The sequence below is a fragment of the Ruegeria sp. AK11 genome, from assembly GCF_056541095.1.
Window position 1 is genome coordinate 408,443 of the sequence record NZ_JBQFXU010000001.1, and the last position, 25,206, is coordinate 433,648.

General features: G+C 57.5%; 22 protein-coding genes. 10 read left to right on the forward strand and 12 right to left on the reverse strand.

Translation table 11 applies throughout. The features are described 5' to 3' along the window. Positions 1 to 18 precede the first annotated feature (18 nt). Positions 19 to 1,755 carry a SulP family inorganic anion transporter gene (locus ACR0D9_RS02135; protein WP_480537512.1) on the forward strand — a complete coding sequence of 579 codons (1,737 nt, stop codon included), beginning with the start codon at positions 19 to 21 and terminating at the stop codon, positions 1,753 to 1,755. Positions 1,756 to 1,816: 61 nt separating this feature from the next. Here ACR0D9_RS02135 and ACR0D9_RS02140 read toward each other — a convergent pair whose 3' ends face one another. Genes ACR0D9_RS02140 through ACR0D9_RS02160 form a run of 5 tightly spaced genes read right to left on the reverse strand, consistent with a single transcriptional unit; the run spans position 1,817 to position 6,616 of the window. Next, entirely contained in the window at positions 1,817 to 3,295 is a 1,479-nt protein-coding gene (locus tag ACR0D9_RS02140; RefSeq protein ID WP_480537513.1) for an aldehyde dehydrogenase, read from the reverse strand. Between the two features lie 9 nt (positions 3,296 to 3,304). Next, on the reverse strand, positions 3,305 to 4,339 hold the full coding sequence (locus ACR0D9_RS02145) for an LLM class flavin-dependent oxidoreductase (protein ID WP_480486144.1): 1,035 nt from the start codon (positions 4,337 to 4,339) through the stop codon (positions 3,305 to 3,307). 3 nt (positions 4,340 to 4,342) lie between these two features. Next, positions 4,343 to 5,260 carry a flavin reductase family protein gene (locus ACR0D9_RS02150; protein WP_480481720.1) on the reverse strand — a complete coding sequence of 306 codons (918 nt, stop codon included), beginning with the start codon at positions 5,258 to 5,260 and terminating at the stop codon, positions 4,343 to 4,345. After that, the gene (locus ACR0D9_RS02155) at positions 5,257 to 6,045 is read right to left on the reverse strand and encodes an alpha/beta fold hydrolase (protein ID WP_480481718.1); all 789 of its coding nucleotides are present in this window, start codon (positions 6,043 to 6,045) and stop codon (positions 5,257 to 5,259) included. Before ACR0D9_RS02155 ends, ACR0D9_RS02150 begins: the two co-directional genes overlap by 4 nt. Further along, positions 6,017 to 6,616, reverse strand: coding sequence for an amino acid synthesis family protein (locus tag ACR0D9_RS02160; RefSeq protein ID WP_480481716.1), 600 nt, complete (start codon positions 6,614 to 6,616; stop codon positions 6,017 to 6,019). The genes ACR0D9_RS02155 and ACR0D9_RS02160 overlap by 29 nt, the downstream gene beginning before the upstream one ends. 107 nt (positions 6,617 to 6,723) lie before the next feature. Here ACR0D9_RS02160 and ACR0D9_RS02165 point away from each other — a divergent pair, with 107 nt between their 5' ends. The 9 genes from ACR0D9_RS02165 (at position 6,724) to ACR0D9_RS02205 (ending at position 16,935) form a co-directional block, all read left to right on the forward strand. Continuing rightward, on the forward strand, positions 6,724 to 7,596 hold the full coding sequence (locus ACR0D9_RS02165; RefSeq protein WP_480537514.1) for a LysR family transcriptional regulator: 873 nt from the start codon (positions 6,724 to 6,726) through the stop codon (positions 7,594 to 7,596). 69 nt (positions 7,597 to 7,665) lie between these two features. Beyond that, complete coding sequence (locus ACR0D9_RS02170) at positions 7,666 to 8,709, forward strand: pyridoxal-phosphate dependent enzyme (protein ID WP_480537515.1); 1,044 nt, start codon at positions 7,666 to 7,668, stop codon at positions 8,707 to 8,709. Then, a complete protein-coding gene (locus tag ACR0D9_RS02175; protein ID WP_480537516.1) occupies positions 8,706 to 9,851 on the forward strand; it encodes a M24 family metallopeptidase in 1,146 nt (381 codons plus the stop codon). Before ACR0D9_RS02170 ends, ACR0D9_RS02175 begins: the two co-directional genes overlap by 4 nt. Further along, positions 9,848 to 10,558: a maleate cis-trans isomerase family protein gene (locus ACR0D9_RS02180; RefSeq protein ID WP_480481708.1), complete on the forward strand. Its 711-nt coding sequence runs from the start codon at positions 9,848 to 9,850 to the stop codon at positions 10,556 to 10,558. Before ACR0D9_RS02175 ends, ACR0D9_RS02180 begins: the two co-directional genes overlap by 4 nt. 136 nt (positions 10,559 to 10,694) lie before the next feature. After that, positions 10,695 to 11,795 (forward strand): ABC transporter ATP-binding protein, encoded by a 1,101-nt coding sequence (locus ACR0D9_RS02185; protein WP_480486135.1) that lies wholly within the window; start codon positions 10,695 to 10,697, stop codon positions 11,793 to 11,795. A 103-nt stretch (positions 11,796 to 11,898) separates the two neighbouring features. After that, positions 11,899 to 12,990: an extracellular solute-binding protein gene (locus tag ACR0D9_RS02190; RefSeq protein ID WP_480481704.1), complete on the forward strand. Its 1,092-nt coding sequence runs from the start codon at positions 11,899 to 11,901 to the stop codon at positions 12,988 to 12,990. Positions 12,991 to 13,060: 70 nt separating this feature from the next. After that, positions 13,061 to 14,335 (forward strand): ABC transporter permease, encoded by a 1,275-nt coding sequence (locus ACR0D9_RS02195; protein ID WP_209504364.1) that lies wholly within the window; start codon positions 13,061 to 13,063, stop codon positions 14,333 to 14,335. Positions 14,336 to 14,340: 5 nt separating this feature from the next. After that, complete coding sequence (locus ACR0D9_RS02200; protein ID WP_480537517.1) at positions 14,341 to 15,552, forward strand: ABC transporter permease; 1,212 nt, start codon at positions 14,341 to 14,343, stop codon at positions 15,550 to 15,552. A gap of 162 nt (positions 15,553 to 15,714) precedes the next feature. Beyond that, positions 15,715 to 16,935 (forward strand): aminopeptidase P family protein, encoded by a 1,221-nt coding sequence (locus ACR0D9_RS02205; RefSeq protein WP_480486131.1) that lies wholly within the window; start codon positions 15,715 to 15,717, stop codon positions 16,933 to 16,935. A gap of 30 nt (positions 16,936 to 16,965) precedes the next feature. Here the strand turns inward: ACR0D9_RS02205 and speB are convergent, their stop codons facing one another. The 7 genes from speB to ACR0D9_RS02240 form a co-directional block, all read right to left on the reverse strand. Next, entirely contained in the window at positions 16,966 to 17,943 is a 978-nt protein-coding gene (gene speB / locus ACR0D9_RS02210; RefSeq protein ID WP_480486129.1) for an agmatinase, read from the reverse strand. 289 nt (positions 17,944 to 18,232) lie between these two features. Then, a complete protein-coding gene (locus ACR0D9_RS02215; RefSeq protein ID WP_480486127.1) occupies positions 18,233 to 19,522 on the reverse strand; it encodes a flavin-dependent oxidoreductase in 1,290 nt (429 codons plus the stop codon). Between the two features lie 69 nt (positions 19,523 to 19,591). Beyond that, on the reverse strand, positions 19,592 to 21,121 hold the full coding sequence (locus ACR0D9_RS02220; RefSeq protein WP_480486125.1) for an acyl-CoA dehydrogenase family protein: 1,530 nt from the start codon (positions 21,119 to 21,121) through the stop codon (positions 19,592 to 19,594). Between the two features lie 118 nt (positions 21,122 to 21,239). Then, positions 21,240 to 22,115, reverse strand: a complete 876-nt coding sequence (locus ACR0D9_RS02225) for an amidohydrolase family protein (protein WP_209595748.1) — start codon at positions 22,113 to 22,115, stop codon at positions 21,240 to 21,242. A gap of 15 nt (positions 22,116 to 22,130) precedes the next feature. Further along, positions 22,131 to 23,948 carry a feruloyl-CoA synthase gene (locus ACR0D9_RS02230; protein WP_480537518.1) on the reverse strand — a complete coding sequence of 606 codons (1,818 nt, stop codon included), beginning with the start codon at positions 23,946 to 23,948 and terminating at the stop codon, positions 22,131 to 22,133. Between the two features lie 2 nt (positions 23,949 to 23,950). Then, the gene (locus ACR0D9_RS02235) at positions 23,951 to 24,433 is read right to left on the reverse strand and encodes a MarR family winged helix-turn-helix transcriptional regulator (protein WP_480516475.1); all 483 of its coding nucleotides are present in this window, start codon (positions 24,431 to 24,433) and stop codon (positions 23,951 to 23,953) included. A gap of 4 nt (positions 24,434 to 24,437) precedes the next feature. Continuing rightward, entirely contained in the window at positions 24,438 to 25,205 is a 768-nt protein-coding gene (locus tag ACR0D9_RS02240; protein WP_480516477.1) for a crotonase/enoyl-CoA hydratase family protein, read from the reverse strand. Position 25,206: the final 1 nt, after the last annotated feature.

The following is a 25,206-nucleotide window of genomic DNA, read 5'->3' on the forward strand; positions in this document are numbered from 1 at the left end:
TTTTCAGGACGTGAACCTATGCAGAGCCTTTTACGTTTCCTTCCAATTCTGGACTGGGGTCGCCAGTATAGCCGTGCGTCGCTCTCGAATGATCTGATCGCCGCTGTGATCGTCACGATAATGCTGATCCCACAGTCCTTGGCCTATGCCTTGCTGGCAGGGCTGCCGCCCGAGGCCGGGATCTATGCTTCGATATTGCCGATAATCCTTTATGCGGTTTTTGGCACCAGTCGGGCGTTGGCGGTGGGGCCTGTCGCGGTTGTGTCGCTGCTGACAGCCAGCGCCGTGGGGCAGGTGGCCGAGCAGGGCACGGCCGGATACATGGTGGCGGCACTGACGCTGGCTTTCCTGTCGGGTGGGTTTCTGGTGCTGTTGGGCGTTTTTCGACTGGGCTTTCTGGCCAATTTCCTCAGCCATCCTGTCATCGCAGGTTTCATTACCGCATCGGGCATCCTGATCGCGACCAGCCAGTTAAAGCACATTCTGGGTGTCAGCGCCCATGGGCATACTCTGCCAGGGATGCTGGGCTCAATCTTCGAAAATCTCGGGCAAACCAATTGGCTGACGGTAATCATCGGCGTGCTGGCCACTGCGTTCCTGTTTTGGGTGCGCAAGAACCTCAAGCCCGCGTTGCGGCGCATGGGGGTGCCGCCCCTGCTGGCTGACGTGCTGACCAAGGCTGGACCAGTTGCCGCCGTGGTGGTGACCACGGTTGTCGTCTGGGGCTTCGGGCTGGATGCGCAGGGCGTCAAGATCGTCGGCGAAGTGCCTCAGAACCTGCCGCCGCTGACTTTGCCGGGGCTGTCCCCGGACCTCATCGGTGCATTGCTGGTGCCAGCGATCCTGATCTCGATCATCGGTTTCGTCGAAAGCATCTCGGTTGCGCAGACGCTGGCTGCCAAGAAACGCCAGCGCGTGGACCCCGATCAGGAGTTGATCGGTCTGGGCGCAGCCAACCTGGGCGCGGCATTTACCGGCGGCTTTCCGGTCACCGGTGGGTTCTCACGCTCGGTCGTGAACTTCGATGCGGGGGCGGAAACCCCGGCGGCAGGCATCTATACCGCTGGTGGTCTGGCGATCGCCGCACTGTTCCTGACACCGCTGGTGTACTTTTTGCCCAAGGCCACGCTGGCCGCGACGATCATTGTTGCGGTGCTGAGCCTTGTGGACCTGTCAATCCTGAAAAAGACCTGGGGATATTCGCGCGCCGATTTTACAGCGGTGGCCGCCACCATCGTCCTGACTTTGTTGGCCGGGGTCGAAACCGGCGTGGCCAGCGGCGTGGCAATTTCGATCCTTCTGCATCTCTACAAAACCTCGCGCCCACATGTGGCCGAGGTCGGGCTTGTGCCGGGTACGCAACACTTCCGCAACATCAATCGCCACAAGGTCGACACCGAGCCGTCACTGGTGACGCTGCGGGTGGATGAAAGCCTGTATTTCGTGAACGCCCGTTTCCTCGAAGACCTGATTCAGGCGCGTGTGACCGAGGGCTGCGAAATCCGCAACGTGGTTTTGATGTTCTCAGCGGTGAACGAAGTCGACTTTTCGGCCCTCGAAAGCCTTGAGGCCATCAACCACCGCCTGCGTGACATGGGCGTTGGTCTGCACCTGTCCGAAGTCAAAGGCCCCGTCATGGACCGCTTGAAACAATCGCATTTCCTCGACGACCTCAACGGGCAGATCTTTCTGGCCCAGTACGACGCTTGGCAGCGGTTGACCGCGCCGGAGAGGGTGAGAACGGCGGCAGAGTAACAGGAGCCGCCGCATTCAGATAAGCGCCCCTTGGGTTATGCTGATCGTGGTGCAGATCACCTCAGCGCATAACAAAGGGGTTCGACATCGGTTTGTCCGATGTATTCAGCCAAACGGTCTTGGTCCGCGTGTAATCGTGAATGGCCTCTATTCCCGCTTCCCTGCCATAACCGGATTGATTGAAGCCGCCAAAGGGCGCGATGGGTGAGACCGCGCGGTAGGTGTTGATCCAGCAGATGCCCGATTTCAGGCGGGATGAAACACGGTGAGCACGGGCGACATTTTCGGTGAAGATACCCGAGCCAAGCCCGAACGGTGTGTCATTGGCCAGTGTGATTGCCTCTTCCTCGGTGTCGAAGGGCAGCAATGACATGACGGGGCCGAACATTTCCACTTTCAGAGTCTCTGTCTCGGCACTGGCGCATTCCACCAGCGTTGGGGCCATGAAATGACCTGACCGATCCAGTGGCGCGCCCCCGAAACGAATACGGGCACCCTGTTCCCTGGCCTTGGCCAGTGTCGCCTGAATTCTGACAATCTGGGCATTGGTGCACAGCGGGCCAATATGGGTTTCAGGTTCCAATGGATCGCCGATGACTATACCCGTCATCTTTTCTTCGATTTTGGCGATAAGAGATTCCATAAGAGGACGATGGATCAGCCCGCGCGATCCTGCGACGCAGCTTTGACCTGAGGCGCCGAAATTGCCCGCGATCAGTCCGTTGGCCGCACCATCCAGATTGGCATCATCGAATACTATGATCGGGGATTTTCCACCCAATTCCAACGTGGTTACGGCAAAGTTCTCAGCCGAGTTGCGCACCACATGACGCGCCGTTTCCGGGCCGCCAGTGAATGCGATCCGGTCTACGTCAGGATGTCGGGTGAGAGGGATCGCACAGTTTTCTGCGTCCCCGGTAATGACGGAAACGACGCCGGGTGGGAATCCCGCTTTGTCGATCAAGCGGGCAAATTCCAGCATTGGGGCGGGCGCAACCTCTGACGCCTTCAGCACAACAGAGCACCCCGCGGCCAGAGCTGGCCCAAGCTTGGTAGCCGTGAGAAACATCTGCGCGTTCCAGGGGACAATTGCGACCACCACGCCAATGGGCTCGCGCCGCGTAAAGACATGCATGTCCGGTTTGTCGATCGGCAGGACCGCGCCTTCGATTTTGTCCGCCAACCCCGCATAGTAGCGGTAGTAATCGCCGACATATGCCGTTTGGGTCGCGGTTTCCGCCAGTAGCTTACCACTGTCCTTCGTCTCGATCTCGCCAAGGCGTCCTGCGTTCTGTTCGATCAGTTCTGCAAGCCGGAACAACAGTTTGCCACGTGCAGTTTGCGTCATGTCCCGCCACGCCGGATCATCAAGTGACCGGCGCGCTGCAGAAACGGCGCGCTCTACGTCTTCGGCTGCGGCACAGGCGAAACTGGCCCATTCCTCGCCCGTTGCCGGATTCAACGAGGCCATCACTTGCCCACGTGCCCCTTCGGTCCAAGCGCCGTCGATAAATAGCTGGTAATGTGGCTTCTGGTGCATTGCGGCCCCTCACTGAAACTTTGGCATTACATCGTCGATGAAACGGGCAAGCGAAGCGCGTTTGCGTTCGAAGCTCATGCCGCTGTCGATCCAAAACGAGTATTCATCATATCCAAGGTCTTCATAGCGTTTCAGACGTTCTGTTACCCCGTCCGCCGTGCCGATTGTCAGATCGCGCGCCAGATTTTCGGGTGCCATCATTGCGTTGGCTGCCATTTCTTCTTCGGTTAGCGCCTGAATCAATCCCTGTCGGACTGGTCGCTTGTTTTGGAACCACGCGCCGAAATAGTTGTAAAACCGGGACAAATCCCGCGATGCCTGATCCAGTTCAGCGTCATCGCTCCCGACATAGGTGTGGTGAAGCAGCATGATCTTGGGGCGCGCTCCATCGTGATTGGCGCAGGCGGTCTCAAAACGGGTCATCAGTGTTTCGATTTCTTCGATGCCTTGCCAGAGCGGGGTGACCTGAATGTTGAATCCGTTCTGAACGCCGAACTCGTGGCTGTTCGGATCCCGCGCGGCAATCCAGATGGGCGGGCCGCCAGGTTGAACCGGCTTTGGGGCCGAACTGGTGGCGGGAAACTGAAAGAACTCTCCGTTATGCGCGCAGTCGCCTTCCCACAATTTGGGCAGCAGAGGAGCGATCTCTCGCATTCGCTGACCAGCGGTCCATGCGTCCAGACCGGGCATAAGCCGCTCGTATTCATAAGAGTAGGCCCCGCGCGCTATGCCCAGCTCGATCCGGCCGCCGGTCATGAGATCCGCTGCGGCTGTCTCGCCCGCCAGTTTGATCGGGTGCCAGAACGGCGCGATCACAGTGCCGGTGCCAAGGCGCACGTTTTTGGTATGATGCGCGATGTCCACCAGCGACATCAGCGGGTTGGGTGCGATAGTGAAATCCATCCCGTGATGTTCACCAGTCCAGACCGCACGCATCCCTGCCTGATCAGCCATCTTGCACAGCTCGATGAACTCTTCATACAATTTCTCATGCGGCTCTTCGGGGCCCAGCCGTTCCATATGGGCAAAAAGGGAAAACTCCATTCTTCAGGTCCTTTCCGACAGGCTGTGCACATCGCCCCGCTGGGCGTCACCCAGATAAAGCGAGAAATTGCGGGTTCGGCTTTCCAGCGCAAAACGAGCCATCATTGTGGCGATGGGTGCTGACGCGTATGGCAGGGTCGCCAGTTCTTTGATTGCGATCTCCTGAAGCGTGCCATGCCGGGGCAGGGACGGCGCAGACGCAAGAATGTAAACATGATGCGTGTTGGCATCGTCATAGACGGAATACGCAACCCCAAGGCGTGCATCGACACCTTTAGCCGTCAGGTCTTGCACAAGGCTGTTTCGCAAATCTTGCCGATCTGACAGCGTGACTTGCGGCGGACGGAAACCGGCTTCTGTTCTCTCCAGCAAGACGTGCCCGTCCTGTTCGATGATTGCGCCGCAGACCACGTTTCGCCCGGATGGTTCCAGCGCGCCACGTTCCAGCCCGAGGCTGAAATACTGCCCGTTCGCATAGCCAAGCCCGGGGGCATCGTCCTGAGAATACGTTTCGACCTGACCGATCAAAACGCAATGGTCCCCGGCTTCGACAACCTGATGAGTACGGCAGGAAAACGTTGCGACTGCCCCTCTGATCAAAGGGACGTCGTGCGTATCAAAGCAGTGATCGACTTTGGCAAATCGATCACCTTTGAACCCGGCAAACGTATTGGATACATCTTCCTGCCCCTCGGCCAGAATGTTCACCGCGAAACGGGCGCAGGTTGCGAATTCGTGATAAGAAGACAGGTTTTTTCCCGGACAAACCAAAAGCAGCGGCGGGTCGAGAGAAACCGAAGTGAAGGAATTGGCCGTGAAGCCGAGTGGATTGCCTGTGTCATCGCGCGTCGTCACAACCGTCACACCGGTCATGAACCGTCCAAAAGCACGACGAAGGTCACGAGGATCAAGCGCGGTCATTGGCGCAGCTCACTCAGAAAGCTGGAAATGGCGGCGTTGACCTGAGGTGCATGCGTCATTGGCATCATATGTGCAGCGCCTTCAATGATTTGCGCGCGTCCGTTCATTGCGGTGTCCGCCATGGCGCGTGACATCTCCGGGGTCGAATTGGGTTCAAGACTGCCGGTTAGAAAAAGCGCCGGGCAGCTTAGTTTCTCCAACGCGTCGCGCTGAGGGCTCTGACTGTGGGCGAAGACGGAATAGGCCGTTTTATACGCAGCCGGGTCCATCGCCGTCAGCCAACTACGGCAGGCATCGCGCTCGGCCGAGGCGACGTCTCCGAACCATCGATGCAATGTGCTGGTGGGATCAGCGATCGTCTTGCCATCCAGCTGCGCCGCACGGTCGCGCACGGTCTGTGCCGCATTCGCGTCTCTCTCAAAAACCGCGTTCAATGCGACGATCCCACATACCCGGTCTGACGCTTTGGCGGCAAGATCCAGCGCGATCATGGTCCCCATCGAGTGGCCCACCAAAACGACCGGACCACTCAGGCAGTCCAGAACACCCCGTGCCGCTTCGGTGTACGCCGACAACCCCAACCTCATGTCAGCCAAAGGGCTGTTTCCATGTCCGGGCATGTCCGGAGCGGTCATGCAACCTTCAGAAGCCAGCCCGTCCAATTGCGCGCCCCAGGCTTCAGCCCGCAAGCCAACACCATGCAACAGAAGGATATTCTGACCCGAACCGGTCTGGATGGCCGCCAGCCCGCCGATCTCAGACCGCGGCCGGGTTGTCCAGGTCATGGCCCAAATCCTTAAGATCCTGATAGCGGTCACCGATACGGTGGTGCGGTCTGCCCGAGGTTGCTGCGCCTAATACGACCACAACTTCGTCATCGCGCGGTGCGTCAGAAATCGAGAACTGAATTGTCAGGTAGTGCGACCTCCGCCCAGCATCGTTTTTATCCATCAACGGCACCATGATCGGTGCGTTTGCCGGGCCACGTGTGTTGGTGAACGCCAGATAGGATTTCGCGCCGACGGCCTCTCGGTAGTGATTACCAAATCGCAAGGTGTGAATAAGGCCCGAAGCGTGCTCGACCTCACCATTCAGCCCGACCACAGCGGCTTTGCCATAGGCTTCGATTGCCTCTCCACTCCCGGCCAGTTTGATCATGCGTTTCGTCATCATCTCACCCAGAACAGGGCCATAGGCTTGTATCTCGGGTTTAAGGTCTTCCACAAACCGTCCTGCCCAGGGGTTGTGAACCACTGCGGCCACGGCAAACATGCGCCATGGGGTTTTGGCGGCTTGGAAGCCCTCGACAAGGACCTCCTCATCGTAGGTGACAATCTTACGTATTTCCGGTTGCATCAAAGCTCTCCTGTCGCGCTCGCAAACGTTAAAAACGGACAGGGTTTTTGACAAATGATTGAATTATGTGCTTTGCCATTAAAAAGACTAATGGACAGCTTGACCAAATGGGTAAATCTCTTCCACCACTGACCTGGTTCCGATCCTTCGAGGCGGCTGCACGAACGCTTAGCTTTACGGCGGCTGCCGAAGAGATTGGGTTGACGCAATCGGCGGTCAGTCAGCAGGTGAAATCGCTCGAAATGCGTTTGGGGACAGCTCTTTTTGTGAGGCACCCCAGAAGCTTGGCGCTGACGGATGCGGGGCGTAAACTATTGCCCGAGGTTGGCAGCGCGCTTGAAGCGCTTGCCGCGGCTGCCGGGCGCGTGGACGCCAGTGCCTCCGGAGACATCTTGACTGTCGCCACGTCTGTTAGCATCGCTCATTGGGTTATTGCCCCATACCTGTCAGATTTTACCAGACGCCATCCTGAAGTACGCGTTCGGCTTCTCAGTGCGATCTGGCCCGATGATTTCCACGCGTCTCACGCTGATGTTCAGGTTCGGTTCGGGTCAAAGAAACAGGTAGGGCATGGCGCTGTCCGACTGATACCTGACCGGCTGGTTGCTGTGAAATCCCCGGCAGTCGCAGGAGACGTGTTTGACCTGCCGCTGATCGAGGCTGTCGGGACATCAAGTGGGTGGGGCACATGGTTTGAAAAACAGGGCTTGCGCCGCCAACCCGGTGTTTTTGTCGATACATTTGGGATGGCCCTGCAACTGGCCGTTCATGGTAGCGGTGTCGCCTTGGTCAGCGAATTACTGACGACCCATGCGATTGCCGCGGGTCTGGTCGTACGCGTGGATGAATGTTCGGTGGACAGCAACGAAGGGTACTACCTTTCGTCCAACGCTGCCAATCCGGCTGCCCGGTTGTTTCACGACTGGCTGTTGGCGTTGGTTGCAGAACAGGCCTCGAATACCGTCAACGTCCCTGATTGACGTCAGACGTTGGTTGACAGTGTTCCACCGATGGGATCACGTCAACGGGCCTAAACTCAGGGGAGAAGTATGCAGGTCATCACCAATCCACATCGGGCGGGCCAAAAGCTTGCACCGTCTGCGCCGTATCCTTCTACAAATGCTGCCCGTGTTGAAGATTTGCTTTCTCAGTGCCCTGTCGCGAAAGAAACGCCATTGGTGGATGTTGGGAAACTGGCCCCTGTAGCCCAGCTTTGGGTGAAGGATGAGCGGGCGCGGATGAACCTTGGTTCGTTCAAAGCTTTAGGGGCGGCCTATGTAATTGCGCGTCATGCGGCCGAGAGGACAGGTGAGCCGGGTGAACAAACTCTGGCAGGCGCAACCTATGTGACCGCCAGCGCCGGGAACCACGGCATGAGTGTTGCGGCGGGTGCCAGAATTTTCGGTGCGAAAGCTGTTGTTTACATTGCTGAAACTGTGCCCGAAACCTTTGCGGAACGTCTCAAAGGCCAAAAAGCCGAAGTTGTTCGAAGTGGTGCTGACTATGCCGCCAGCATGGAGGCCGCGAGAATGGCTGCCGACGAAAACGGTTGGATATTGCTGTCGGACAGTTCGTGGGAAGGATATTATGACCTGCCATGGACGCTTATGGAAGGCTATCTGCAAATGGCGGCAGAGGCTGTCAGGCAGTGTCCCGAGGTTCCGACGCATATTCTGTTGCAGGCAGGCGTGGGCGGGCTGGCCGGTGCCGTTGCTGCCTATGCACGAAACATCTGGGGCGACGCACCGAAGATCGTTGTGGTTGAACCCGAAGCGGCACCCGCGTTGCAGGCCAGCATAGCCGCCGGAAAATGTGTTTTCGCGGATGGCCCTGACAGCATTATGGGGCGTCTGGACTGCAAGGAACCATCGTTGATCGCGTTAAACGGATTGGCTCGCGACGCAGACCTGTTCCTGACCCTGTCAGACGACGATGTGGCGGCAAAGCTTGACGCAATGGCAAAGGCCGGGCTGGCCACCACGGCGTCCGGCGGGGCAGGCCTTGCGGCAGTGATGAACGAAACCGCGCGGAAAGCCATAGGGATCGACGAACACTCACGCGTTTTGTGCTTTCTGTCGGAGATCGCGGAATGAGGGGGTTCGATCAGGCAGAATTCGAGGCGCGTACCAAACGCGCGCAGGAGTTGATGCGAGTCGCGGATTTATCGGCGCTGCTGCTGACGACAGAAACTGATGTGCGCTACTTTACCGGCTATCTCACCCGATTTTGGGAAAGCCCAACCCGGCCATGGTTTCTGGTCGTGCCTGCCGCGGGCAAACCGGTGGCCGTGATCCCTTCGATCGGGGCCGCGCTCATGGGGCAGACCTGGATCGATGACATCCGAACCTGGAGTGCGCCCGACTTGCAGGACGACGGTATCTCGCTTCTGGCCGACGTCCTGGCCGAACTGACACCCGTTTCGGGCAATATCGGGGTGCCGGATGGTCATGAGACACATGTGCGGATGCCTATGGCGGACATTGAACGCTTGCGCGGCGCTCTCGGTTCGCGTCGCATTACCGGTGATCAGGGTATCCTGCGCCGGTTGCGCATGGTCAAATCCGAGGCTGAAATTGCGAAGATCCAAACAGCCTGCGATATCGCTGGACGCGCGTTCGCCCGCGTGCCCGAGGTTGCCCGCGCAGGAGTGCCTTTGGACATGGTTTTTCGCCGGTTCCAGATGCTCTGCCTTGAGGAAGGGGCCGATTGGGTGCCGTATCTTGCAGGCGGGGCAGAGCAGGGCGGTTACAGTGATGTAATATCACCTGCAACTTCGGCGCCGTTGGAACCTGGCGACGTGCTTATGTTGGATACAGGTCTGGTTTGGGATGGCTACTTCTGTGATTTTGATCGCAATTGGTCCGTCGGCCCAGCCCGGCCCGAGGTGAAATCAGCGCACGCCAGACTGGTAGAAGCCTCGGATGCCGCGCTCGAGATCGCACGGCCCGGTGCTACTGCCTCGGATTTGTTTCATGCCATGAACACGGTTCTGACCAAAGAGGCCGAAGGCACAGATGCGGGGCGGTTGGGTCATGGGTTGGGGATGTCACTGACAGAGTGGCCGTCCCTTATCCCGGCAGACCAGACCGTGCTGGAACCCGGCATGGTTTTGACGTTGGAGCCGGGCATCGCCGTTGGTACAAAAATACTTGTCCATGAAGAAAACATTGTCATCACCGAAGGCACCCCACGTTTTCTAAGCCCACGCATCGGGCCAGAGGTGATCGAGATATGACCCGGATCCATTACGCCCTTGATGAAGACGATCCCAAGTCCACCCCGCTTGGTCTGATCGTGTTGCAGACAGATGAAACGTTGGAGCCTGAGTTCAGTTCGTATTTTTCGGACCACAAGTATCCAATCTACGTGACGCGAATTCCCAGCGGGATCGAGGTGACGACGGAAAGCCTTGCGGAAATGGAGAAGGCGCTGCCAGCCGCCGCCGCATTGCTACCCAGTGCGCGACCTTATCGCGTTGTCGGGTACGGATGCACGTCTGCAAGCTCGGTTATCGGGTCCGACCGAGTGGCAGAACTTGTCAAACAAACATGCCAGACCGCCGAGGTTACAAACCCTTTGCGTGCGGCAACGGCCTGTGCGCGACACCTGGGCGTTTCGAAATTCGCGCTGCTGTCGCCCTATATTGAAGAGGTAAACCTTCCCCTGCGCCGGGCCTTTGCCCAAGGTGGAGTGGAGATGGATGTTTTTGGGACATTCGGGGAATCAGAAGAGGCCAAAGTTGTTCGGATTTCGGTGCAATCCGTCATTGACGCTGCCACAAAACTGGGCTCGGACCCGTCGGTTGATGCGGTTTTTCTAAGTTGCACAAACCTTCGCACGCAACAGGCTATTCCCGAGATTTGCGCGCGTATCGGCAAACCGGTTCTGTCCAGTAATCAAAGTCTTGCGTGGCATATGCGTGCTCTGAACGAAGCTGGGTGAGCTGTTAAATCCCGATATTGTGTAACAAAATCAGGATTCACTGTTGCAATGTGAACATCGCTTGGTCTTAACTAACGGCTACAGATCAATGAAATCCGCAGAAGACGGATAATCATTTGACGTAACAGGGGGTCTTGTGGCCGATACAATGAACGACGCCGCGTTTGTCGAATTCCAACGCGTACAGAAGTCTTATGACGGCGAGAACCTCGTCGTAAAAGACCTAAACCTTGCAATGCCCAAAGGTGAGTTTCTAACAATGCTTGGGCCGTCAGGCTCGGGCAAGACGACTTGCCTTATGATGCTCGCCGGATTTGAAACCGCCACGCATGGTGAAATCCTCTTGGGCGGCAAGCCCATCAACAATATCCCGCCGCACAAGCGCGGTATTGGCATGGTTTTTCAGAACTACGCTTTGTTCCCGCATATGACGGTGGCCGAAAACCTGTCGTTTCCACTGGAAGTCCGTAAACTGGGCAAGTCGGAGAGGGATGAAAAGGTCAAGCGCGCACTGGATATGGTTCAGATGGGCGCCTTTGGTGGCCGACGTCCTGCTCAGCTGTCGGGCGGGCAACAACAGCGGATTGCTCTGGCTCGTGCCTTGGTATTCGAACCCGAACTGGTCTTGATGGACGAGCCATTGGGGGCATTGGACAAGCAGCTGCGTGAACATATGCAGTTCGAAATCACGCGTCTGGCCCATGAGCTTGGGATCACAACAGTCTACGTGACCCACGACCAGACCGAAGCGCTGACCATGTCAGATCGGGTGGCTGTATTTGATGACGGCCGCATTCAACAGCTGGCGCCGCCTGATCAGCTTTACGAAGAGCCGGAAAACAGTTTTGTCGCGCAATTCATTGGTGAAAACAACACGTTGGAAGGTGTTGTTAAATCAATTGACGGCGACACTTGCGTCGTACGTCTGGATGATGGCTCGGAAATCGACGCGGTTCCGATCAACGTCCACAGCGCAGGCGACCGGACCAAAGTTTCGATCCGCCCTGAACGTGTGGAATTCAACAAAGACCGACTGCATGCTGACGCGCATACTTTGAAAGCAAGGGTCGAAGAGTTCATTTACATGGGCGACGTATTCCGGTTCCGCATGTCCGTTGCCGGAAACAACGAATTCATCGCCAAAACTCGAAATGCGCCTGACGCCGTACGCCTGACCCCAGGTCAAGAGATCGAGATCGGCTGGCTGGCACAGGATTGTCGTGCGCTCGACGCATAGACCAAACCGCGCGGGACAAGCGCGGTTAAGCTGAGGGACCGGCCGGTGAAAACCCGTGCATCGGCTGACCACCACATAAAACGGGATGAACTGGGAGTAACACATGAAACCAACCAAGATCATGCTCACTGCGGCTGCGATTGCGACGGCTGCGGGCACTGTTTCAGCCGAGGAGATGACCATCGTTTCCTGGGGCGGTGCCTATTCAAAGTCGCAGTTGAAGGCGTATCACGAGCCCTATTCGGAAAAGACCGGCATCACCATTCTGAACGATGACAGCTCGGCCGAAGCCGTTGCCAAACTGCGCGCAATGAACGAAGCGGGCAACATCACATGGGATGTGGTAGATGTTGTGGCCGCTGACGCGATCCGTCTTTGCGACGAAGGTCTGGCCCTCGAGATCGATTTCGACAGCCAGTTGGCCGCAGCTCCGGATGGCACGCCCGCCTCTGAGGATTTCGGCGACCTGCTGGTCAGCGACTGCTTTATCCCGCAGATCGTCTATTCGACCACATTCGGCTACCGCACTGATCTGGTCGGTGACACCCCGCCGACCGACATCTGTGCAGTGTTCGATCTGGAAACCTATCCGGGCAAACGTTCGCTGGAGAAGCGTCCGATCAACAACATGGAATGGGCGCTGTTGTGTGATGGTGTCGCCAAGGATGATGTCTATGACGTTCTGGCGACTTCGGAAGGTCAGGATCAGGCCTTGGCCAAGCTGGGCACCATCAAAGACAGCGTTGTCTGGTGGTCTGCCGGTGCGGACACGCCACAACTGCTGGCTGACGGCGAAGTCATCATGGGTTCGACCTATAACGGCCGTCTGTTCAGCGTGATTGAAGAGCAGAAACAGCCGGTTGCAATGCTGTGGGACGCGCAGGTGTTCGATCTGGATGGCTGGATCATTCCTGCCGGTCTGAGTGATGAGCGCAAGCAGCGCGCGCTGGACTATATCATGTTCGCAACCGACACTCAGCGTCTGGCGGATCAGGCCAAGTACATCTCGTACGGTCCGGCCCGCGCCTCGTCGGCTCCGCTGGTTGGTCAGCACGCCGATCTGGGGATCGACATGGCCCCGCATATGCCGACCGATCCGGAAAACGCCAAGAACACGTTCTTGTATAACTACGAGTTCTGGGCGGATTACCGTGATGACATCGACGCCAAATTCCAGGCGTGGCTGGCGCAATGAGCGTCTGATTTCATGACACAGTCGGGGGCGGTGCGCCGCCCCTGAACCAAGACAGATCCAAGGGGCTCCAATGACTGACGCAAGCCAAAATGCCGGACCCATGCTGGCAGCGGATGGAACACCGCTCAAGCTATCGCTGGCACGCTCGTTGCGGCGGCAAAAGCTGCGTGCCTTGCTGTTGATCGCTCCTTTGCTTCTGTTCGTTCTGTTTTCCTTTATTGTTCCAATAGCTGCGATGCTATTCCGTTCAGTAGAAAACAACATCGTCTCTGACACTCTGCCTCTTACCGTCGAGGCGCTTCAAAACTGGGATGAACAGTCTGGAGAATTGCCGGGCGAGGGCGTGTATGATGCCTTTGTGCGGGACATGATTGTTGCGATTGACAATAAAGAGCACACACGGCTTGGTTCGCGTTTGAACTACGAAGAAACCGGTATGTCTTCGATGTTCCGCAAGTCAGGTCGTCAGATCAAGAAACTGGATCCTGAAACGGATGGTCCGTTTAAAGAGCAACTAATAGATATTCACGACGGATGGGGCGATACACAAACGTGGCGCGTGATCAAAACCCATTCGCCGAAGATCACCAACGGGTATTTTCTGAACGCGGTAGATATGCGCAGAACCCCCGACGGCGCGCAGGCACAACCCGAAGACAAGCAAATCCTTGTTAAGCTGTTCGGTCGAACGCTGTTTATGTCTCTGGTAATAACGGGTGCCTGTATCCTGCTGGCTTATCCGGTCAGCTATTTGCTGGCGACGTTGCCGATGCGTGTCTCAAATCTGCTGATGATCCTTGTGCTTCTGCCGTTCTGGACGTCACTGTTGGTGCGGACGTCGGCGTGGAAGGTGATGCTGCAACAGCAAGGCGTGATCAACGAAACGCTGGTCTGGCTGGGGTTAGTGGCTGACGATGCGCGACTGGTGATCATCAATAACCAGATCGGTACGATCACCGCAATGACGCATATCCTGCTGCCATTCATGATCCTGCCCATGTATTCGGTGATGCAGACCATTCCGGAATCCTACACGCGTGCCGCGAAATCCATGGGTGCGACCAACTGGACGACGTTCTGGCGCATCTACTTCCCTCAATCCATTCCGGGTATCGGCGCGGGTTCAATCCTCGTGTTCATTTTGGCGATTGGCTACTACATCACGCCTGAAATCGTGGGCGGTACCAAAGGTGTCTTCATCTCGAACCGGATCGCCTATCACATCTCGTCCTCACTGAACTGGGGACTGGCGGCGGCGCTGGGAACGATACTTCTGGCGGTCGTTCTGCTGCTCTACTGGGTCTACGACAAGATCGTGGGCATTGATAACGTGAAGCTGGGATAATCGACATGGCCGCACTTACTCCGATATCCCGTAAACCTATGTCGATGGTTCTGCCCAGCGTTGCATTGGCCGGAGCGTTCGCTGGTATCTTTGTCGGCGCCGGAAACGGCTCGGTCCTGCTAGGGATCGTGGGCGGTGCCATCGTGATTGCCGGACTGGCATGGACTTACATCAACATTCTAAAGAATGAGCAGTTGGCCCGCTGGATCAATATCCTCGGCTTTGGCATCGCGGGCTTTTTGATGTCCGGCCCAATGGGGGGAGTACTTGGCCTGCTGGGGGGCTGGTTCTTCGCCTGGTTTACTTATTGGTTGTACGAAGGGCGATACCGGCGCAAGCTGTTGCCGTACCTGACCGCGCAGCAGGTGTTTTACCACTACCTGTTCCGGGTGATCTGCGGTGCAATCTTTGTCTTCCTGATCACACCGATCCTTGTGGTCTTGCCGCTGTCGTTCAACGCACAGGACTTTTTTACCTTCACGCCCGAGATGTTGCGGCTTGACCCTGAAGGGTATTCGCTGAAGCACTACCGCGATTTCTTTACCAACAATGAATGGCAACGCAGCTTCAAGAACTCGCTGATCATTGCCCCGATTGCCACAATCATCTCGGTCTCGCTTGGCACCTTGGCGGCCATTGGCCTCAGCCAGAGCCACGTCCCCGGCCGCCGTGCTATCATGGGAATCCTGATTTCGCCGATGATCGTTCCGCTGATCATCTCGGCCACTGGCATGTTCTTTTTCTACAGCGATATCGGTCGGTTCCTTGAAGGGACCCTGGGCATGAACAAGAACTTTGTGGGCTATCTGAAAGTCATCCTGGCGCACGCCGTACTGGGTATCCCGTTCGTGATCATCACTGTGACCGCCACGCTTGTGAGCTTTGATCGTTCACTGACGCGTGCGGCTGCCAACATGGGGGCAGGGCCGGTGCGGACCTTCTTCAAGATCCAGATGCCGCTGATCCTGCCGGGTGTGATTTCGGGTGGTCTGTTCGCCTTCATCACCTCGTTCGACGAAGTTGTGGTGGTTCTGTTCGTGGGCTCGGCCAGTCAGAAGACTCTGCCGTGGCAGATGTTCACGGGCCTGCGGGAACAGATTAGCCCGACCATTCTGGCGGTTGCGACGATCCTTGTGGTTCTGTCGATTGCGTTACTGACCACGGTTGAGTTGCTGCGTCGTCGGTCCGAACGTTTGCGGGGGCTTTCACCCGCTTGACGGAGCATTCTGTCTGATCTAACGATTCTCGTGTTCATCTCCGCTGCGATGGCGTCGCGGCGTTTAAGGGGATGATCGGCTCTCGGACCCCGAGACCGCCTGTCCTGAACGCCGGGACATGTGGCCGGGATTTGTCGCCCGGCAAAGATGAGAGACCAAGTGATGACCGACACAACAAAACGCCCCGAATTCTTTACCTGTCACAATGGTGACAAAGCGCCTTTGCCGTTCAGCAAGGGTGAGTATGATCGCCGTCTCAGCAGGCTTCGCAGCATTATGGCCGCACGTGATATTCCTGCGGTTCTGCTGACATCAATGCAAAATATCGCCTACTACTCGGGCTTTCTGTATTGTTCCTTTGGCCGTCCGTATGGCTGCGTGGTCACCCAAGAGGCCTGCACCACCGTTTCGGCCAACATCGACGCCGGGCAACCGTGGCGCCGGTCAGTCGAAGACAACGTGATTTATACTGACTGGAAGCGCGACAACTATTGGCGTGCGGTTGCAAGTCTGATCGGCAACGCCAAGCGGATCGGCATTGAAGGCGACCACATGACGCTGGCCGCCCGCGACACCGCCCTGCGGATGCTGGGTACCCCCGAGCTGGTTGACATCGCGCCGGATACAATGACCGCGCGCATGGTCAAATCCGCTGAAGAGATTGAATTGATCAAGGGTGGGGCTCGCACCGCGGATGTTGGCGGGGCGGCGATCCATGCCGCCATCCGTGAAGGCGCAACTGAGATCGAGATTGCCATGGCGGGCCGTGACGCAATGGAAGAGGAAATCGCGCGCGCTTATCCAGACGCCGAATATCGCGACACCTGGGTTTGGTTCCAGTCCGGGCTGAACACCGATGGCGCACATAACCCGGTTACAAAACGCGCTCTGCAAAAAGGCGATATCCTGTCGCTGAACACTTTCCCGATGATCTCAGGCTATTACACCGCGCTGGAACGTACCCTGTTTCTGGGCGAGCCGGACGCTGACAACCTGCGCCTTTGGAAGGCCAATGTGGCGGCCCATGAACTGGGCCTGAGCCTGATCAAACCCGGTGCGACCTGTTCAGGCATCACCGCCGAGATCAACCGTTTCTTTGCCGATGAGGGGCTGCTGCAATACCGCTCGTTCGGGTATGGCCACTCGTTCGGCATTCTCAGCCACTATTACGGGCGCGAGGCCGGTCTGGAACTGCGCGAGGATATCGACACCGTGCTGGAACCTGGCATGGTCGTTTCAATCGAGCCCATGCTGTGGATCCCCGAAGGGCAACCCGGTGCAGGGGGCTACCGCGAGCATGATATTCTGGTGGTTGGCGAAGATGGGGCCGAAAACATTACCGGCTTCCCATATGGGCCCGGCCACAACATCATCGGTGCCTGATACAAAGAAAGGGGAATATACGTTCCCCCTTCATTTTTCGCGACCGGCGCGTTCGTGAAAGATGAAACCCAGGAAATTCAACAATAGCTGCGCAGCCAGAATCTGCGTGCTTTCGCTGGGGTCATAGGCTGGTGCCACTTCGACAAGGTCGATGCCGACGACATTGCCGCGTTTAGCGAGGCCTTGAAGGATTTCCAGTACGTCATAATACAGAAATCCGCCATGGCTGGGTGTCCCGGTCCCCGCCGCGATAGAGGGGCAAAAGGCGTCGATATCTATTGTCACATAGTACCGAGCACCTTCAGGAATGCGTTCAAGAACGCCCCCGGTTCCCAGCTTTCTCACCTGACGCACGGACAGGATGTCTGATCCACGTGCGCGTGCGTCCTCGTATCCTTCCTTGGCGGTTGACGAGACGTTCCGAATGCCCAACTGGGTCATCCCCGAGACATAGTCTTTCTCGATCGCCCGTCGCATGGGGTTGCCGTGGCCATTGGTGACACCGTGACGCTCGTCCACGAAATCCAGATGCGCATCGATTTGAACCACGTGGATCGGGCCATTTTGTGCACAATCATATTCAAACGCGGAAATGCAGGGAATGTTGACAGAGTGATCGCCGCCGATCACAAGCGGCAGCGCCCCGGCGAACAGAATTTTGCGAACACCATAGGCGATGTTTTCGTGGCTGACCTCGGTCTTTGTGTGGACGATATCTGCATCCCCCAAATCCACGATGCGCACGGAACTGTCCAGATAGGTAGCATCGTCTTCGTGGTCATAAGCACCGGCATGTCCAAAACTGAACAGGGTCGAAGCCTCGCGCACGGCCCGAGGGCCGAATCTTGCCCCGGCGCGCCATTGGGTGCCGAAATCAAAGGGGGCACCTAGGACACAAACATCCGCATCAATTTTGTCCCAATCCTCGACATACGGAGATTTTCCAAAGGTCGATATTCCAACGAAAGGTAGGTTCAGTCGTCCTGACGCATATCCATGATCCTGCATTATCAATCCTTTCGCTGGTCATGCCGCCTTGCGTGCAATTGAACATGAGAAGGCGGTGCAATGAAATTAATTTTCTTCGATCAAACCATGTCTGGCGTTCAGACAGGTCTGATCCGGTGCATTCTTTCCGTTTAGCTGTTGGTCGTTTCGCCACAAACGAAAATTCAGAGGGGCAAGCTGTGGTCCCGCAAAATCGTTCACGGCAGCGCGTGATTTTGCGAGCGATACACAGGCCCGGCGAAACGCTGTTGTCATGGGCGCAGGTGTTCTATTTCCGACGGCTCATACATTACACCTGCCGCACAAGTTGCGAGCCGGGCGCAATCGTTGGCGGTGCACTGTTCAGGGCGTCACGCGCGAAACCGGCGGCAGCTTTGTATTTGGCCATGAAACTGGCCCTTTCAGCCAAGGGAATGACCGTTTCAATATCGTCGAACACACCGGCACAGCGGTCGTTGACCAAATTCAACAGGCCAAAAGGCCCGGCACCCCGATTGCGAAGGACAAGGTCTGACACCGGACCGCACAGCGTGTCATCATAAGCCACCAGCGCGGTTGAACCCACGCCATGCTTGAGCAAGCTGGCCCCCAAAACGCGGGCGTCCATGATCGCCTGGCTGGCCCCATTCGAACCGGTGGGGTACATCGGATGGGCGGCGTCTCCGATCAAGGCAACCGGCCCGTCAACCCACGTTTCAACCGGATCGCGGTCGATCATCGGGTTTTCGTATGTCACACCCGCACCGCGGATCAGAGCTGGAACATCCAGCCAGTCATAGGTCCATCCGTCAAAATGGTGCGCAAAATCCTTGGCCTCAACCTGCCGGAACCATCCGGTTGCCGCATGCGCGGCCGGGTCATCGTGGGTGACTTCGGCAATCCAGTTTATCAGCGCCAAGCCGGTTTCGGGGTCGGGGTGCGAGATCGGGTAGATCACCATTCGTTTCTTATGCGTACCCAGTCCGACAAAGGAGGAACCCGTGCGCACAGGCTTTGCCAGTGTTGTGCCGCGCCACATGACGGCACCTCCCCAATGGATCGGAGGTTGGCTTGGATGCATTTGGGCGCGGATGGCTGAATGGATACCGTCGGCACCGATCAGAATGGCACCGGTTTCGCGGTTAGCCCCCTCGTCAGTTTGCAGCCGCACTGTAACCGTCCCGTCCGCATTGATCTGGTACCCAGTGGCCCGAGCGCCAAGGCGTACGGCATCCGGGCCTGCGCGTTCGACAAACCGCTTGTAAAGCGCCATGTGAAACGCGCCGCGATGCACCGCGTATTGCGGCCAGTTGTAACCGGCAAAAGTTCCGCGCGGTTCCGAATAAATCTCATGCCCATTCAAACCAACAAGCGCCCATTCCCGCGCTGGGACGCCGAACCCGTCCAAGTCCCGAGCCGTGAAACCCAGATCGTACAACTCACGCACTGCGTTGGGTTGCAGGTTTATCCCAACACCCAGCGGGCGCGGGTGCCGAACGCTTTCAAAGACGGTGCAGTCGATGCCAATCTGATGCAGTGTCAGCGCCAGCGACAACCCGGCAATACCACCGCCCGCGATCAGCACTTTTGGATCTGTCATGTTGCCTGCCTTTCTGTCCGACTGGCGATGGGTATTGGTTGTCGATAATCCGTGCGTGTGGATCAAGCCTCAACCGCAAATGCGTTTGATCCGTTCCGGGGATGGGTGGAGGCTCGCGGCGTTGCGCAGCCGCGCCCGCAAGCAGATCAGAGCGGTATCAATCGTCGTTTGCATGAACCCATGCGCCATCGCCGCGCTGTCACCATGTTTCAGCTTTCTGCGAGCGGATTGCCAAGTGTCCAGTGCGTCCGAAATCGCATTGCATGTCCAATGCTCGGCTTCTTGTGAAACAAATTCGGCAAAGGCGTCGCCCGCAGGCCCTGCGGCCAGACGTGTTGCCAGCATACGCGCGTGTATGCCGTTGGCCCCTTCGTAAATCGAGGTAATTCGGGCGTCACGATAGGTCTGCTCCAGCCGGTATTCGCGCAAATAGCCATAGCCGCCCAGAACCTGCATACCCAATTCGGCGGCCTTGATACCGGCGTCGGAGCAATAGACCTTGGCGACCGGGGTCAGAAAATCGACCAGGTCAGGCGATGTGCCCCGTTCCATGGTGACAAATGCAAGATGTGCAAGACTGCGGCTACTGACCGCCAGCCAATCGATTTGATCCAGCATGCGGCGGATGTCGGCATGTTGATCCAGTGTTGCCGGTTGACCGTCGGGATTGCGTCCCTGTACCCTTTCACTGGCATAAGTACTGGCAATGTCATAAGCCCGCGCGGCGTGCGCGACGCCCTGTAGGGCGACATCAAGCCGGGCGTGGTTCATCATGGTGAACATGGCCATCAGACCTTCACCCTCGGCCCCAATCAATTCGGCTTTGGCACCATCAAATGCCAGCTGGCACGTGGGCGAGGCATGCAGGCCCATCTTTTCCTCGATGCGCGTTACGGTAGCTTGGTTGCGGCTGCCGTCTGTGCAGGAGCTGGGGCATAGAAACAGCGATAAACCTCTGACGCCGTCATCGGACGTGCGCGCAAGCACAAGATGCAGGATGTGATCGCTCATGTCCTGGTCACCGCCAGAGATAAAGATTTTTCCGCCCGTGACCTTCCAGCCATCCTCGGCAGGTTCCGCCCGGCAGCGCACGCGTGAAAGGTCAGATCCGGCCCCGGGTTCGGTCAGGCACATGGTGGCCAGAGTTTCACCCGAGGCCAGAGACGGAATGTACCGGTATTGCTGATCCTCTGTGCCAAAGCGCAACAAGGTACGCACCGCGCCCGGAACCAACCCCGTAACCATCTGAAGGCTGTGGTTTGCGCCCGAAAAAACCTCGGACGTGATGGCCAGCATCAAGGCTCCAAGCCCTTGACCGCCATATTCCTCAGGCACGGTGAGAGAGGGCCAGCCCTGTTCCGAATACGTGGCATAAACTTGGGCAAAGCCAGCCGGCATGGATACGCGACCGTTTTCCAGCGTGCATCCCTGCCTGTCTCCCGGCTCGTCCAGCGGGGCAATTTCACCTTGTGCGAAGGCGGCAAAATGTTCGCCGATCTCACCAGCCAGGTCAGCGTCCCAGTCTGGAAGCTCGGTAGCCCGGGCTACGTGGTTCAACGTGAATAAGATGTCCGTAAGCGGGGCTTCGAATGGCTTCATGATCATATCACCCGACAGCTGGTAAGTTCGGCGGTCACGACGCGGCCCGGTTCTGGCGGTTTGGCACTGTCGAATCTCAAAGTGACTGGGTAGGGACGCGATGGGGCAGGGGGCAGCATCACGGGGTCAGTCCCAGCAGGCGCGCGGCATTGCCTTTGATGATGTCCGGGCGCAGTTCGTCCTTGATATTGATCTTCTCGAAATCCGACAGCCAGCGTTCAGGAGTGATCATTGGCCAGTCGGACCCAAACAGAACCTTTTTCCTGAGGATCGAGTTGCAGTATTTCACCAGGATCTCGGGGAAGTACTTTGGTGACCAACCGGACAGGTCGATATAGACGTTGGGCTTGTGCTGCGCCACGGACAGAGCCTCTTCCTGCCAGGGAAATGACGGGTGGGCGAGGATAATCTTCATATCCGGAAAATCGACGGCGACGTCATCCATGAACATCGGGTTCGAGTATTTAAGCCGCATTCCGTTACCGCCGCGCATGCCCGAACCGACACCGGTCTGGCCCGTGTGAAACAGGGCGATGCAGCCTTCCTCGGCGATTGCCTCGTAAAGGTCATAAGCCATACGGTCATTGGGGTAGAACCCCTGCATCGTCGGATGAAACTTGAACCCTTTGATACCAAATTCGCGGATCAGGCGGCGCGCCTCGCGTGCGCCCATCTTGCCCTTGTGCGGATCGATTGACGCAAACGGGATGAGCACATCGTCATTTTCCGCCGCCAAAGCGGCAACTTCTTCGTTCTTGTAGCGCCGATAGCCGGTTTCCCGCTCGGCATCGACCGGGAAGATCACAGCGGCTATGTTTTGCTCGCGATAGTGCTGTGCAGTTTCGGGAACCGTAGGCGGGTGGCTCCACGGAGCGCCAAAGTAGTTGGCCATGGTTGCCTGCAGGTCGTCATAGCCGTCATCCGAGTGGCACCCGCAGGGTTCTTCAGCGTGGGTGTGAATGTCGATTGCGCGAACCTTGGTGATATCGACCATCTGTTCGTTCCTTTCTCAGATCTTTACGATTGCCGGGTCGGCGTCGTCATAAAGACGCTCAAGTAAATTTTGCCGCCGTGTCAGTATTTTGCGGAAATTGAGGTTCCCCTTGGCGGTCATTTCGCCCTCGGGCATCGAGGCGGGCTCGCTAAGGACAATGGCGCGCCCGACCCGTGTGGAACTGCCCGATAACTCGCGGGCGCGCTCTGTCAGGCGGCGGTGGATTTCGCCTTGCAACGGTGCGCAGCGGTAGGCGCCACTGTCGTCGCTCAGGTCAAATCCTTCCCGCTTCAGCTCGGCAACATCGGGAAAGACCATGACGCCGATCTCATTTCTGTCGGCACCTGTAATGACCAAGTCTGAGGCAAGGGGCGCAAGGCAGGTCAACAAGTCCATCCGCAATTGCGCGGCACGCACCCATGTACCGGACAGCAACTTGAAATCTTCAGAAATCCGGCCATCGAATTTCATACCTTTGTTTACGTCCTGCGGGTCGATGAACCGCATGGCGTCGCCGGTAATGAAAAACCCTTCTTCATCGAAAACACTGGCCGTCTTTTCGGGTTCGTTGAAATACCCGGGCATCACGTTTGGCCCTTTGATGCGCATTTCGCACCGCATGTCTTCATCCGGTATCAGCTTGAGTGTCACGCCGTTCATCGGAACGCCAACAACCCCGGAACGATCAATGGGCTCGGACTGCATCATTGTGGCGGGCGCTGTCTCGGTCAGTCCCCAGGATGAGGTCATCAGCGGTATCTCACCTTTGACACCCAGCGCCATCTGTTCAAATCCAGACCAGATGTCCTGTGGCAGTGAAGCGCCCGCGTAAAAAATCAGATCAAGTTCTTCGAAGAACCGCCGACGCAAATCGCCATCCCGCTGCAATGCGCCCAGCAGCATGCCGTAACCTACGGGAACATTGAAGCTGAGCGTGCCGGTGACCATGGACAGGTTTTCCAGCGTCCTCTCAAACAGACCGGCTACCGGTTTGCCGTCGTCGATGTAGAAGCTTCCGCCGTTGGCGAGCATCATGTTGAAGTTATGAGATCCGCCAAAGACGTGGTTCCATGGCAGCCAATCGACCACACGGGGCGGACGCGTGCGCAGAAATGGCAACCCGTCGGCCAGCATGGTCTGGTTCACGCACATCATGCGTTGGGTCGTGATGACCCCCTTCGGGGCCGAAGTTGAACCGCTGGTCATTAGGATCTTGGCGACGGAATCGGGGCCAACCAGTTCATAGGCTGCCTCCAGATCGACACTGACATCCCCTTTGAGAAGTTCGTCGAACGCTGTGACCTGACTGTTTCTGCCTTGTCGGCTGGCTACGATTTCGACCCCTTGAAGCGCATCCAGTTCCAGCGCCTCTCGGTATTGATCCGCATCGACGACATAGGCCTTCTTCGGGCGCACCAGTTCGATGGCATGGCGCAGGCGGCCATGTGCACCGTGGATCAAGGCGTATTGTTCGGCCACAGGCGCAGTCGGTACGCCAATGTACTGAGCAGCCAGGCTCAGCAGACCATGATCCAAGCCGTTGCCGCTCATGATCAGGATCGGTGTGTCAGGCCCCATCCCACGCGCCAATAGCGAGCTCGCGATTGCCCGCACCTTTTCAAGCGTGGTCGCATAGCTTTCCTTGCGCCATCCTGCGCCGCTGCGTTCAGCAATGAACGTGCGGTCAGGCGCGTCCGAGGCCCAGGCGTGCAGCCAGACACCGGTTTTGTCGACGACAGGACCAAGAGTGTGGTTCGATTTCAGCAGGATGGAACCGTCGGCCCGATCTTCGCGCGAAACAGAATGCACCAGGTATTCCGATGTGCGTTGCATGATCAGCCCCTTTTCCTCGCTTTTTCGATCGTCCTGAGGGCATCGAAAACGGTGGTGATGGTTGCGTCATCCAAACCGGCCAGCAGCTTGCCTTCGTGGGCGGTAACCGCGGCGACGGCCTTTTCATATAATTGCCTGCCCGCCAGTGTCGTCCTTAGCGCATAGGCGCGCCGGTCGGTCGGTACCCGGTCGCGGACGATCAGTTCCCTGCGCTCCAGTTCATCAATGATGACGACAAGGTTCGGGCGCTCGATATCCATTGCGTCAGCCAGTTGGGACTGCCGCAAACCGGGGTTATCGACGATGAGAACCAGTGCCGTATACGTCAGCATTCGCAGACCAAAGGGACGCAGAGTTGTTGTCAGGTCTTCCTGCACCACATTGAAGGCCCGTTTCATGCGATAACCGACAAACCCCCGCAGCGTGGCATCGCTGATCGTGTTAGGCGCGCCGTCTTCTGGCGTGTGTTCATGTTTCTTTTTCATGTGTTCACCTGAAGTTCGGGGCGCGCTTTTCAAGAAAGGCCCGCAGTCCTTCCTGCGCATCTGGTGTTGTTTGCGACAGGGCCGCGGCCAGCGATTCAGTAAACAGTCCGTCGTTCTGCGACATTTCATTGATCCGCGCGACCGCCTGAATCATCAGATAGTTTGACAGTGGCGCGTTTCGGGAAATCTTACCTGCCAGCTTTTGGGCCAGCACTAAAGCCTCGCCTTCACCCACGCTATAATGTGCCAGTCCCAGCGATACCCCTTCATCGGCACCATATTTGCGGCCGGTCAGCATCATCTCGGTCATCCGATCGGCCCCCAGCAGGCGCCCAACCCGCGCGGTCGCACCGCCACCGACAAATATTCCGCGCCGGCCTTCGGGAAGCTGAAAGATCGTCGAAGGTTCAGCGATGCGAACATGTGTTGCCGCTGCAAGCTCCAGCCCGCCGCCGATCACGGCGCCAAACATGGCCGAGACAACCGCAAGCCCACCCAACTGGATCTTGTCCATGACACTGTGCCAGTGGCGGGAATGGTGCAGGTTTTCCTCGGCGGTACGATGAACATGCTCGGACAGGTCCAATCCGGAACAATAATGCCCTTCAGTTCCAGTCAGGATCACCACGCGTACGTTCTTGGGTGGAGCTGAAAAGAAATCATCCAGCGCGCCTAACAGTTCCTCGCACATCGCGTTTCGCTTGTCAGGGCGGTTCATGGTCAGGGTCGCGATGGATCCGTTGACCTCAATGTTCAGGATTTGGCTGTCCATG